Genomic DNA, 13,122 nt, shown 5'->3' on the forward strand with positions numbered 1-13,122 from the left:
TTTGAAAAAATTTATCTGGCCTATAAATCTAATTTTATTAAAAGAAATTGATTCTACGAATCAATATGCAAAAAAATATATTCATGAAAAATGTAAAAAATACAATTGGATAGTTATTTGGACAATAAATCAAACAAAAGGAGTAGGAATGAATAATAATTTATGGTATACAGAAAAAAAGAAGGATTTAACTTTTAGTATTATTTTTAAACCCATTCAGGTTTTACACATAAAAAAAATATATATCATAAATATTATTATAAGTAATGCTATACATAAAATTTTATCTGAATGTTATAACTCAAAAAATAAAGAACAAATTTGGATTAAATGGCCTAATGATATAATTATAAACGAAAAAAAAGTAGGAGGAATTTTAATAGAAAACAGCATTTTTTCAAAAAAAATTCACACAGTGATTAGTGGTATAGGTTTAAATGTCAATCATAAAAAATTAAAAAGAGAATGGAATGCTTCTTCACTAGAAGAAATTTTTAATATTAATTTTGATTTAGATTATCTTTTTTATAAGATTATTTTTTTTATTCAAAAAGAATATTTTCTTTTTACAATTTATGGAGAAAAATTTATACGAGAATATTATATTAATCATTTATATTTAAAAGATAAAAATTCTCTATTTTATATTTATAAAACAAATAATTATATTTCAGGTATCATAAGATCTATAAATGATCAAGGATTTTTACTTATAGAATTCGATAAAAAAATTGATTTTTTTGATCAAAAAGAAATAAAATTTTTACATTTTTCCATTTATTTTATTTTATTATTCTTGAATTTTTATATATAAAAACTTTGTTTTTGTTTAACATAAATTCTTTAATAAAAAAGAAAAATCCAATGTTAATTATATTAGACGTAAAATAATATAAAGATAAAGCAGAAGCATAACTATTTATGAACAATAGCATTATTACAGGCATTAAATATAATATAAAATTCATGTCAGGAATAGAAGAATCATTTTCATTTTGAGAAAAATCTTTTCTACCATCATTACTTAACTTAGTATAAATTAATAGAGCTAAAGAATATAGTAAAGTTAGTAAACTTACATGATTTCCATAAAAAGGAATAAAAAAAGGTAATTTTAAAATCGAATCATATGAAGTAAGGTCTTCTACCCATAAAAATGATTTCCCTCTTAAATTAATTATAGTAGGAAAAAATTTAAATAAAGAATAGAAAATAGGAATTTGAAACAATGTAGTAATACATCCAGACATTGGATTAATTCCTACATTATGATATAATTCCATTATGGCTCTTTGTTTTTTTAAAATATCTCCTTTATATTTATCATTTAACTTTTCTATCTCCGGACGTATCAATTTCATCATAGCACTTAGTTTATACTGTTTATATGTAATTGGAGATAATATTAGTTTTACAACTATAGTCATTAAAATAATAATAACACCATAATTTAAATTTGTTTTTTCCAAAAATTGGAAAATTACTAAAAAAAAATATTTATTAATCCACTTAAGAAATCCCCACCCAAAGGGAATAATATTTTCAAATCCATTTTGGTATTTTTTTAATAAATTTAAGTCCAAAGGACCAAAATACAAACGAAAAGAAAAATAAAATTCCTCATTTTTTACCGTATTTATAAATGTTTTCATTTGGATTCTTTTTAGAAAAGATCCTGAAGAAAAATTTTCAGATCGAACAAAAACATTTTTTAATATTTTATCTGGAATAAATATGAAAGAAAAAAATTGTTGTTTATCCGCAATCCAATTTACACCATATATATTTTTATCTTCCGTTTTTTTTTCAGATAAATATTTTACAGAAGTAAAATTGTTCAAGTCATCATTATTAGATGTAGAATAATATACTTGAGTATAAGAGTTTTCCCAATTTCTATCTTTTTCTAGAGAAATAATTTTATGTTCTAAATTAATATAAGATCTATATTCTCCTAAAGAAGAAAAATCTTTAGTTCGAATAGAAAAACCAATATCATACTGATTTTTTTCTCCTATTGTATAAATGTAGTCTAAAAAACCTTTTCCATAAGGATTTTTAGCTCTCATTATGAGAGTCTTAATTCCTGATACTTTATTATTTTCCAATGATACAGGTTGAAAATATAAAGTATCTGTATTAATATTTAGTCCTTTATTATTAAAAAAAGATAATTTATATAAAAAATTAGAATTATTTATTAAATAAAGATTTTTACCATGATGAGATAATGAAGAATCGTATGCTTTATATTTTTTTAAAAGTAATTCATTAATATACCCTCCTAAACTAGATATTTTAATTTTTAAAACATTATTTTCTAACAAAAAAAAATCATTTTTTTTTCTGTTTTTCGTAAAAGAAAATTCTTTTTTTTTTGAAAATTCTTGATGATTATAACTTAATTTGTTATTGTTGTTAGAATTAAAATTAACATTGTTATTTAAATAAGTAAAAAAAATTAAAACAAACAATATAAGAGTTAATCCTATTATAGAATTGTAATCTAAATTTTTATTCATATACAATAAGAATTCTGATAATCTGTATTGGTGGATACTTGTATGAAACTAGTAAACAGAGGATGTGGATTAGTTACTGTACTTTGATATTCTGGATGATATTGAACACCTAAGAAAAAAATATGATTTTCTAATTCTAAAGCTTCCACCAATCCTGTCTCTGGATTTATTCCAACAGCTTTCATTCCAGCATTGGAAAAACATTCCAAATAATTATTATTAAATTCATACCTATGACGGTGTCTTTCGAAAATTTCTTTTTTTCCTCCATATATAGAAAATAATTTAGATCCTTCTGTAAGAGAACATTTCCAATTTCCTAAACGCATTGTTCCTCCTATATTTGTTAATTTTTTTTGTTTTTTCATTAAATTTATTACTGGATGAGATGTGTTTGGATTGGTTTCATGACTTTCTGCTTTTTTCAAACCTAATACATTTCTAGCAAATTCTACTACGGCAATTTGCATACCTAAACATATTCCAAAAAATGGTATTTCATTTTCTCTTGCATACTTTGCTGCAAGTATTTTTCCTTCTATTCCTCGATTACCAAAACCTGGAGCTACTAAAATTCCTGAGATTCCTTTAAAATATCTTTTTATATTTTTTTCTTTGATCATTTCTGAATAAATCCATTTTATATCAACATAAGTTTCATTATTTGTTCCTGCATGAATTAAAGCTTCTGTAATTGATTTATAAGAATCATGTAAAGAAACATATTTTCCAACTAATGCTATTTTGATTTCATATTTTGGATTTTTGTATTTTTTAATAAAAATTTTCCATTTTTTTAAATTTGGAATAGTAATAGTAGATAAGTTTAAACGATTTAGTACAACTTCATCAAAATTTTGTATATGCAATAAACAAGGAATTTCATAGATAATTTTAGTATCTATTGATTCAATAACGTACTCAGGTTTTACATTGCAAAACAAGGCTAGTTTTTTTCTAACATTATCAGATATATGTTTTTCTGTTCTACAAACTATAATATCTGCTTGTATTCCGTTTTCCATTAAATTTCGAACAGAATGTTGTGTTGGTTTTGTTTTGATCTCTCCAGTAACTGTGATATGTGGAAGTAATGTCAAATGAATAATTAAACCATTAAATTTTCCTAATTCCCACCTTAATTGACGTACTGATTCAACATAAGGTAAAACCTCTATATCACCTACAGTACCCCCTATTTCAGTAATAATAATATCATAATTATTGGATTCTCCTAAAATTTTAATACGTCTTTTTATCTCATTAGTAATATGAGGAATAACTTGTACTGTTTTTCCTAAATAAAACCCTTTTCTTTCATTATCTATTACAGTTTTGTATATTAAACCCGATGTCACATTGTTCTCTTTTGTTGTAGATTGATTTAAAAAACGTTCGTAATGTCCTAAATCTAAATCTGTTTCGGCTCCATCTTGAGTAACAAAACATTCACCGTGTTCATAAGGATTTAAAGTTCCCGGATCTATATTAAAATAAGGATCTAATTTTAATATTGAAACTTTATATCCCCTAGCTTTTAATAACATACCCAAAGAAGCTGAAACGATTCCTTTTCCTAAGGAAGAGGTTACCCCTCCTGTAACAAAAATATATTTTGTTTCCATCAAATAAAAAAAAATAAAATGTAGAAAATATAATTCTTATTCAAAAAACGGGAATTTATGATTTTTTTTTTATATTTACCAAACTGGAGCAAGTCCTACGCAATCAGCTCCCTATAAAACTCCTCCAGGGTGGGAACACAGCAAAGGTATTTAGGTTGTAGCGATGTGTATGTAGTTTAGCTTGCTCCTTTTTTTTTATTATATTATATTATCATTATTAATTATATACAATTACATACAGATACATACAGATATATCATTGATATCAAAAAAAATAAGGATTGGGTAACTTATGGAAGAAAAATGTAATTTTTGTGGAAGGAATAAAAATGATATTACATTTCTTATATCAGGAATTAATGGGCATATTTGTAATTTATGTATAGAAAAAACTTATTCTATAATTCACCAAAAATTTTGGGTAAAAAATAATCATAAAACTAGTGAAAATAATAGTGAATTTATAAAAATTAAAAAACCCAGAGAAATTAAATCTTTTCTAGATAAATATATTGTGGAACAAAATGAAGCAAAAAAAATCATATCTGTAGCTGTTTATAATCATTATAAACGTATTAAAAAACAAAATCAAAATAACACAAACATAGAAATAGATAAATCTAATGTATTGTTAATTGGAAAAACAGGAACAGGAAAAACTTTATTAGCAAAAAGTATATCTAAACTTTTAAAAGTACCTTTCGCTATAGCCGATGCAACTTCTCTAACTGAAGCAGGATATGTGGGAGAAGACGTAGAATCTGTTTTAACCAGATTATTACAATCTGTTGATTACAATGTAAACTTTGCTGAAAAAGGAATTATTTTTTTAGATGAAATAGATAAAATTTCTAGAAAAAATAATAATCCTTCTATAACTAGAGATGTATCTGGTGAAGGTGTACAACAAGCGTTACTGAAAATATTGGAAGGAGCTATCGTTAATGTTCCACCTCAAAGTGGAAGAAAACATCCGGATCAAAAAATGATACAAATAAACACTAACAACATATTGTTTATAGCTGGAGGAACTTTTGATGGTATAGAAAAAATTATTTCTGATAGAATAGAAAAAACATCTATAGGTTTTGTCCAAAATCAAGAAAAAAGAAAAAAATATTCCGAAAAAAATTATCTAAAAAATATTATAGCTGAAGATTTAAAAAAATTTGGATTAATTCCTGAAATTATAGGTAGATTTCCCATTGTAACTTATTTAGATCCACTAAGTAAAAATACGCTAAAGAAAATTCTAGTCGAACCAGAAAATGCTTTAATAAAACAATATCAAACATTATTTAACATGGATCATATTTCTTTAAATATTACAGATGAAGCATTAAATATTATAGTAGATAAAGCATTTCACCTAGGTCTAGGTGCTAGAGGATTACGAACATTTTGTGAAAAAATATTTTTGGATTATATGTTTGATATAGAAAATGTTCAATCTACGTTAAATATAGATCAAGATATAGTAAAACAAAAATTATTTTATTCTTGATTATTTCATTTTTTTTTTCTGATTAAATTCCATAATTCCTCTATTAACTCAGGTATCCCTTCTTTTGTAAAAGAAGAAATAAAAACAATATTTTCCTCCAATTTTAAAAAAAAGTCTTTTATTTTCTGTTTTTCTTCATTGTTTATCAAATCCGATTTAGATATTGCTAATAAATGTCTTTTCTTCAAAAGATTTAAATTAAATCTTCCCAACTCGTTTAATAAAGTTAAATATTCTTTTTTTTTATCTTTTGTATCTGAAGAAATTAAAAATAATAAAACAGAATTTCGTTCTACATGCCTTAAAAAAGAATGCCCCAACCCCCTACCTTCAGATGCTTTTTCTATTATTCCAGGAATATCAGATGCCAGAAAAGAATTAAAATTTACTTTCACCACACCAATATGTGGTTTTTTAGTCGTAAAAGAAAAATTTCCTATTTTTGGTTTTGCATTTGTAATTGTAGAAAGTAAAGTAGATTTTCCAGTATTGGGAAAACCTATAAATCCTACATCTGATAAAATTTTTAATTCCAAAAAAACCCAATTTCCTTTTGTTTTAATTCCAGATTGTGCATAACAAGGAGATTGAGAAATTGAATTTCTAAAAAAAGCATTCCCTTTTCCTCCCGTTCCTCCTTTAAATAGGATTTTTTTTTGAAAATTTTCGGTTATTTCCATTATTATATTTTTCTTTTCATCTTTTACCACAGTTCCTATAGGAACTTCTATTAATAAATCTTTTCCATTTGCTCCAGTTATATTATTTTTTTTTCCTGATAATCCGGATTTAGCTATCCAATGTTTATGATATCTTAGATGCAAAAAAGTATGAATATGAGAATTTCCTTGAAAAATAATATCTCCTCCTTTTCCTCCTGTTCCTCCATCAGGCCCTCCTCTTTTTATGAATCTATCTCTATGAAAATGAACATATCCAGAACCTCCATCCCCACTTTTACAAAAAATTTTTATAAAATCAATAAAACAATTTTCCATAATTAATATAAAAGATTTAGAATTTTTTTTTCCATAAAAACAGAAATTTCATCTACAGACAAGGAAGCGTTTAATTTTATTATACTATTTTTCCATTTATGGTTATCCCATATTAAAGAAGTTTTTTTATCATATTCTTTTATTCTTCTTTTAACTGTAATAATATCCGTGTCATCATCACGATAACTAGTTTTACCTCTTTTCAACAATCTATTTATTATTAAATTTTTTTGTATGAAAAAATAGAAAATTATATTTATTTTTCCTAAACAAAATTTATGTAATTCTTTTTCTAAAGAAAAAATTTGATTTTTAGTTCTAGGATATCCATCATAAATAATTCCTTTCGCTTTAATGTGTTTTTTAATTTCTATATTAAACATATTTATAGTAATTATATCAGGTACCAGTGTCCCTTGATTTATATAAAAACTAGCTAATTTTCCTAGATTAGTTTTTCTTTTTATATGATTTCTAAATATAATTCCAGTAGACAAGTGTATGAAACCAAATTTATTTGATATAATTTTAGCTTGAGTTCCTTTTCCACAACCTGGTGGTCCAAATAATATAATATGTATCATAGAACAATAAAAATTTTCATGCAAAAAAAAACTACATATAATAATTTTATATTAAGAACAAAAAAACTAACATTGTTAGTTATATGTGGATATGTAAAATAAAAAAAGGGTAATCTATATTATCAACGAAGATTTTTATAAATGAATTGCTTTACCATAAGCATGAGCTATAGCTTCTATTATGGATTCATTCAACGAAGGATGAGGATGTATGCTCCCTAATATTTCGTGACTAGTTCCTTCTAACTTTCTAGCAACTACTACTTCTGAAATTAAATCTGTAACATGATTTCCTATCATATGACATCCTAACCATTCATCATATTTATCATCAAAAATTACTTTTACAAAACCGTCAGTATTATCATCAGTAATTGCTCTACCTGAAGCACTAAAAGGAAACTTTCCTACTTTAATTTGAAAACCTTTTTCCTTAGATTCTTTTTCTGTATAACCTACTGAAGCTATTTCAGGGAGTGAATAAACACATTTTGGAATATTATTATAATCTATTTTTTGACAATTTAAACCTTTTATATTTTCAATACAATTTATTGCCTCATGTGAAGCTACATGAGCTAAAGATGGTGTGTTAATAACGTCTCCGATAGCGTAATATCCATCTATATTCGTACGATAGTTATCATCTACAACTATGAATCCTTCTTCTATTTGAATTCCTATTTTTTCTAATCCAATATGTTTAATATTAGGAGTTACACCTGTTGCATATAGGATAATATCTGCTTTTAAAGTAACATTTCCAGATAATGTTTCAATATCGACAGTAACTTCATTATCATTAGTACAAGTAGTAATTTTACTTATATTAGAAGATACATAATTTTTAATCCCTTTTTTAGAAAAAGAATATTTCAAATGATTAGATATATCATAATCACCATTAGGAAACAATTTAGAACATCTTTCTAAAATAAAAACCTCTGTTCCCATAGAATGATAAAAATAAGCAAATTCTAAACCTATTGATCCGGAACCAACAATTATTATTTTTTTTGGTAAAGAAGATAAAGATAATGCTTCTTTATATGTTATGATTTTTTTTCCATCATATTGGTATTTTGTATTATTAATTTTAGGGATTGCACCAGTAGCAATAACAATATGCTTAGCAGAATGTTCTGCTATACTTTTTTCTTTTTGAAAAATTTCTATTTTTTTTCTTTTTCCCAATTGTGCATTTCCTAAAATAACATGAATTCCATTTTTTCTCATTAAAAATGAAACTCCTTTTTTTATTTGATCAACTATTTTTCTACTTTTAGAAAGTATTCTTGGATAATCTATTTCAATATCTTCATTTTTTATTCCGAATATTTCACCATCTTTTTTTATAGATTGTAAAATTTTCGCACTATTCAAAAGTGATTTAGTTGGAATACACCCCCAATTTAAACAAACACCTCCGATTGATTCTTTTTCTACAAGAGCTGTTTTTAACCCAAGTTGTGCTGCACGAATAGAAGCTACATAACCTCCTGGACCACCACCTAAAATGATAACATCAAAATACATATATCATACAAAAATTAAAAATGTCAATTAATAATGAAAATATAAAGAAAAATAATAAATTATTTATGAAAATAATATAAATTTGTTCAACTAATTTTATATTAATTTTATATAATGTCAGTTTAATTTCAAATTATGAAGTTTTTTATAGATACAGCAAATTTAGAAGAAATAAAGAGAGCAAAATCATTAGGTATGTTGGATGGAGTGACAACAAATCCATCTTTAGTATCAAAAGAATCTCTTTCTAATCAAAAAGAAATTGAAAGACATTATATTTCTATATGCGAATGTTTAAAAAATAATGAAAATGTAAGTGTTGAAGTTATTAGTTCTAATTATAATGAAATGATTCAAGAAGGAGAAAAACTTTCTCTTTTACATTCAAAAATTGTGGTAAAAATACCCATGACAATAAATGGAATAAAAGCAATTCAATATTTTTGTAAAAAACAAATACGAACTAATTGTACTCTTATTTTTTCTACAGGACAAGCGTTAGTAGCAGCTAAAGCTGGAGTTAGCTATGTTTCACCATTTGTAGGGAGATTAGATGATATTTCTAATGATGGATTAAATTTAATACGAGAAATTAAAAGTATATATGATAATTATAATTTCAAAACAAAAATATTAGCAGCTTCTATACGTCATCCTTTGCATATTATAGAATGTGCAAAAATTGGTGTACACGCCATAACCTCTCCTATAAATGTTATTTATTCTTTATTAAATCATCCATTAACTAATATAGGATTAGATAAATTTATAAGAGATTTCAAAAGTAAAATAAAATAATTAAATTTTTATTTTATTTTTCAATAAAAATTGAATAGAAATAGATGTTGGTTTCGGTAATTTTTCATAAAATCTTGATAACTCAATTTGTTCTTTATTTTCAATAATTTCTTCTAAATTATTTTTGTTCATAAGATTAAATTCTTCCAATTTAGAATATAAATCTTCTTTAATTTTATTATTAATTTTCTGACTTATTTTCTCTAAAATACATATAGTTTCATATATATTTTTTCCCGATTTTTTTTCCAATTGAATACGATTTGTAGTTTCTGTATTCCTCGGAAAATTATTAATATTTTTTATAAAATCTATCATATATTTTATAACATGTTTTTCTATTTTCTTAAAGTATTTTTTTTACGTGAAAAATAAAAAATAATTTTTATCCTTGTTATTTTTTATGAAAGTTTTTCATATCTTTATCAAATAAATATAAACCCCCTTTATCCTCTCCTATTAATTCTATTTTATCTAAAATCATTTTACTTACAGCCTCTTCTTCAATTTGTTCTTTAACAAACCATTGCAAAAAATTATATGTAAAAAAATCTTTTTCTTGTAAAGAGATTTCTATCAAAAAATTTATTTCCTTAGAAATTTTTTTTTCATGTTCGAATAACTTTACAAATATTTCTTTAAGAGAAGTGTATGTTGTATTTATAATTGATATTTTATCTAAAAAAACATTTCCTCCTCTTTTGTTAATATATCTAATTAGTTTTAACATATGAATCCTTTCCTCATCTGAATGATCATATAAAAATTGACATATTCCTTCATAACCTTTTCTTTCTACCCAAGACGCCATATATAAATATAATTGGGAAGATTCTGATTCTCTATTTAATTGTTTTATCAATTTTTTTTGTATTTTTTCACTAATCATAAATGTTTATTACTTTACTTATTTATTTTATTTAATAAATGTAACATCTTTTCTTTTAAAAATGAGCTTCCAACTAATAGTGGTAATCTTACATATGGATCACATATCCCTATTATACTCAAAAAAGTCTTGATTCCTGTAGGATTTCCTTCTTCATAAATAAGATCTATTAAGTTCATAATATTATAAAAAATTGAAAAAGATTTTTTTATACGATTATTTCTCGCTAAAGAGATCATTTCGGATATTTTATTAGGAAAACCTTGAGCAATAACGGAAATTACACTTTCACCTCCACCTAATATAACAGGCAAAGTTATAAAATCATCACCTGATATTACACTAAAATTTTTTGACTTGTTTTTTAAAATTTTATAGGATTGTAAAATATTACCAGAAGCTTCTTTTATTCCTATTATATTTTTTGAATCAAAAGATAGACGTAAAACAGTTTCTGGTGTAATATTAGACCCTGTTCTTTTAGGAACATTATAAAGAATAATATTTGCTTCTGTATGATCAGAAATAGATTTGAAATGTTGATATATTCCCTCTTGTGAGGGCCTATTATAATAGGGAGAAACTGAAAGTATAGCATAAAAATCTGATAAGTTTTTTATACTATTTATTTGTTCTATAATATTTTTCGTGTTATTTCCTCCTATTCCTAATATCAAAGGCAATTTTCTATAATTAGCACTTTGAATACATCTTAAAATATCCCTTCTTTCTTCCTTTATTAAAGTAGCTGTTTCCGCTGTAGTTCCTAATGCGACTAGATAATCAACATTATTATCTAAAACATATTTTACGAGTTTTTCAAGTCCATTAAAATCAACTTTTTCATCCTTTTTAAAAGGAGTTATTAACGCTACACCTGTTCCATATAATTTTTTCATAGATTATACTACATTTTGTATGAATGAATGATATTTTATTTCATCATAATAATGATCTTAATGATTAAGATTATAAAAAAAAATAAAACAGATGTAAGCGTATATGTTCATAGTGAATAAAAACTAATAATCTTTTCTTGCTCTTGGTCTAGCTGCAGATACGATAATATTTCTTCCCATAAACTCTGTTCCATTCAATTTTTCTATAGCTTGTTTGGCGTTTTCTTCATTAGACATTTCTATGAATCCAAAACCTTTACTTCTTTTACTTGATGTAGTTTCATCAAAAATTATCTTTGCATGAGTGACTTCCCCTATAGTTTCAAAATGTTTTTTCAATTCTTGTTCTGTCATATCATAAGATAAATTACCTACGTATAGTTTCGTATTGTCCATATTAAAAATAAATTGTTTTAAAAGCAAATTTAGGCAAATATTTTTTCTAATAAATAACTTGTATTAAAAAAAACAATATTAAATAATTGATTTATTATTGTAGAAGGCAAGTTAAAAAAAAAGATTCAAAAATAAAATTTTTCTAATTATTTTGAATATAAATTTAAAATTTTTTTGGGTATAAATATAATGAATAATTTTTCTGCTGTATCATCATTATTGGATAATGATTTTTATAAATTTACAATGCAAAATGCTGTAATTAAATTATTTCCATTTGCAAAAGTTAAATATAAATTTATAAATAGAGGACAACACTCTTTCCCTAAAGATTTTTCCAAAATATTGAGAGAAAATTTAAACAAAATGGCTTACTTAAAACTTTCCAATGAAGAAAGAGTTTTTTTAGAAAAAAATTGTCCTTATTTAGATTCTTCTTATTTAAATTTTTTAAATAAATACCAATATAACCCAAAAGAAGTAAACATATTTCAAAAAGGAGAAAACATACAAATGTATATAGAAGGATTGTGGAGTAATGTGATCTTATGGGAAGTTCCTTTAATGGCTATTATGTCTGAATTATATTATAAATTAACAGGCGCAGATAAAAAAATATCCGAAAAAAAAATTACAAATATTACAAAAGAAAAATTAGAAAAATATAAAAAATTAAAAGTCAAAATTGGAGAATATGGAACAAGAAGAAGATTCTCTTACAGAGTTCATAAAATAGTATTAAAAACATTAATAAATGAAGGAGATTCTTTTTTTATAGGAAGTAGTAATGTTCATTTTTCTCATATTTTTTCTATAAAACCAATAGGAACTCAAGGACATGAATGGATCATGTTTCATGCATCAAAATACGGATTTAATATAGCAGATCGTATAGCAATGGAAAATTGGTTAAATATTTATAGAGGAAAATTAGGAATAGCTTTATCAGATACATATACTTCCCCAATTTTTTTCAAAAATTTTAATAAAAAACTTTCAAACCTTTTTAAAGGAGTAAGACATGATAGTGGAGATCCCATTTCTTTTGCTAAAGAAACTATAAAACATTACAAAAAATTCAATATAAATCCTATAAAAAAAAAAATCATATTTTCAGATAATCTTAACCCATATAAAGTAAGTTGTATTTCTTCTTTTTGCAAAAAAAAAATAAGTGCTTGTTTTGGAATAGGTACTAATTTTACCAATGATATTGGTTTTCCTTCTATGAATATGGTGATAAAAATGGTAAAAGCACTTCCTGAAGAAGGAAAAAAGTGGATATCGGTGGTTAAACTTTCTAATGTTAAAGAAAAATCTACAGGGAAAAAAAATATGATTTTTTCTGCAAAAAAAATACTCCGTATATAA

The 13,122-nt window shown here is 24.2% G+C and carries 13 protein-coding genes and 1 other RNA gene; 5 read left to right on the forward strand and 9 right to left on the reverse strand.

From position 1 onward, the window contains the following. Nucleotide 1: 1 nt before the first annotated feature. Nucleotides 2-814, forward strand: coding sequence for a biotin--[acetyl-CoA-carboxylase] ligase (locus tag H0H44_RS02055; RefSeq protein ID WP_185871482.1), 813 nt, complete (start codon nucleotides 2-4; stop codon nucleotides 812-814). Here the strand turns inward: H0H44_RS02055 and yidC are convergent. Beyond that, the gene (gene yidC, locus H0H44_RS02060; RefSeq protein ID WP_185871483.1) at nucleotides 783-2,522 is read right to left on the reverse strand and encodes a membrane protein insertase YidC; all 1,740 of its coding nucleotides are present in this window, start codon (nucleotides 2,520-2,522) and stop codon (nucleotides 783-785) included. The two genes, H0H44_RS02055 and yidC, sit on opposite strands and share 32 nt — an antisense overlap. Beyond that, nucleotides 2,519-4,147, reverse strand: a complete 1,629-nt coding sequence (locus H0H44_RS02065) for a CTP synthase (RefSeq protein WP_185871942.1) — start codon at nucleotides 4,145-4,147, stop codon at nucleotides 2,519-2,521. The genes yidC and H0H44_RS02065 overlap by 4 nt, the downstream gene beginning before the upstream one ends. A gap of 87 nt (nucleotides 4,148-4,234) precedes the next feature. On the opposite strand from H0H44_RS02065, the gene ffs reads away from it, so the two are divergent. Both ffs and clpX read left to right on the forward strand, forming a co-directional pair. After that, nucleotides 4,235-4,336, forward strand: an RNA gene (gene ffs / locus H0H44_RS02070) — signal recognition particle sRNA small type. A gap of 103 nt (nucleotides 4,337-4,439) precedes the next feature. Continuing rightward, nucleotides 4,440-5,651 (forward strand): ATP-dependent Clp protease ATP-binding subunit ClpX, encoded by a 1,212-nt coding sequence (gene clpX / locus H0H44_RS02075; RefSeq protein ID WP_185871484.1) that lies wholly within the window; start codon nucleotides 4,440-4,442, stop codon nucleotides 5,649-5,651. A gap of 5 nt (nucleotides 5,652-5,656) precedes the next feature. On the opposite strand, the gene obgE is transcribed toward clpX, so the two are convergent. From obgE to lpdA, 3 genes are all read right to left on the reverse strand, one after another. Further along, nucleotides 5,657-6,649 carry a GTPase ObgE gene (obgE, locus tag H0H44_RS02080; RefSeq protein WP_185871485.1) on the reverse strand — a complete coding sequence of 331 codons (993 nt, stop codon included), beginning with the start codon at nucleotides 6,647-6,649 and terminating at the stop codon, nucleotides 5,657-5,659. Between the two features lie 2 nt (nucleotides 6,650-6,651). Next, on the reverse strand, nucleotides 6,652-7,233 hold the full coding sequence (locus tag H0H44_RS02085) for an adenylate kinase family protein (RefSeq protein WP_185871486.1): 582 nt from the start codon (nucleotides 7,231-7,233) through the stop codon (nucleotides 6,652-6,654). Between the two features lie 135 nt (nucleotides 7,234-7,368). Further along, complete coding sequence (lpdA, locus tag H0H44_RS02090; RefSeq protein ID WP_185871487.1) at nucleotides 7,369-8,769, reverse strand: dihydrolipoyl dehydrogenase; 1,401 nt, start codon at nucleotides 8,767-8,769, stop codon at nucleotides 7,369-7,371. Between the two features lie 135 nt (nucleotides 8,770-8,904). Here lpdA and fsa point away from each other — a divergent pair, with 135 nt between their 5' ends. Continuing rightward, the gene (gene fsa, locus H0H44_RS02095) at nucleotides 8,905-9,567 is read left to right on the forward strand and encodes a fructose-6-phosphate aldolase (RefSeq protein WP_185871488.1); all 663 of its coding nucleotides are present in this window, start codon (nucleotides 8,905-8,907) and stop codon (nucleotides 9,565-9,567) included. Here fsa and H0H44_RS02100 read toward each other — a convergent pair whose 3' ends face one another. From H0H44_RS02100 to H0H44_RS02115, 4 genes are all read right to left on the reverse strand, one after another. Then, nucleotides 9,568-9,885, reverse strand: coding sequence for a hypothetical protein (locus H0H44_RS02100; RefSeq protein ID WP_394798461.1), 318 nt, complete (start codon nucleotides 9,883-9,885; stop codon nucleotides 9,568-9,570). It abuts the gene before it with no gap. A gap of 76 nt (nucleotides 9,886-9,961) precedes the next feature. Continuing rightward, complete coding sequence (locus H0H44_RS02105) at nucleotides 9,962-10,456, reverse strand: ferritin (RefSeq protein WP_185871489.1); 495 nt, start codon at nucleotides 10,454-10,456, stop codon at nucleotides 9,962-9,964. 14 nt (nucleotides 10,457-10,470) lie between these two features. Further along, entirely contained in the window at nucleotides 10,471-11,355 is an 885-nt protein-coding gene (gene dapA / locus H0H44_RS02110; RefSeq protein WP_185871490.1) for a 4-hydroxy-tetrahydrodipicolinate synthase, read from the reverse strand. Nucleotides 11,356-11,478: 123 nt separating this feature from the next. Then, entirely contained in the window at nucleotides 11,479-11,751 is a 273-nt protein-coding gene (locus H0H44_RS02115) for an RNA recognition motif domain-containing protein (protein ID WP_185871491.1), read from the reverse strand. Between the two features lie 189 nt (nucleotides 11,752-11,940). Between H0H44_RS02115 and pncB the strand changes: the two genes are divergently transcribed. Continuing rightward, nucleotides 11,941-13,122 carry a nicotinate phosphoribosyltransferase gene (gene pncB, locus H0H44_RS02120; RefSeq protein WP_185871492.1) on the forward strand — a complete coding sequence of 394 codons (1,182 nt, stop codon included), beginning with the start codon at nucleotides 11,941-11,943 and terminating at the stop codon, nucleotides 13,120-13,122.

This window comes from Blattabacterium cuenoti (genome assembly GCF_014252115.1).
In the GTDB taxonomy this organism is placed as follows: Bacteria; Bacteroidota; Bacteroidia; order Flavobacteriales; family Blattabacteriaceae; genus Blattabacterium; species Blattabacterium cuenoti_AK.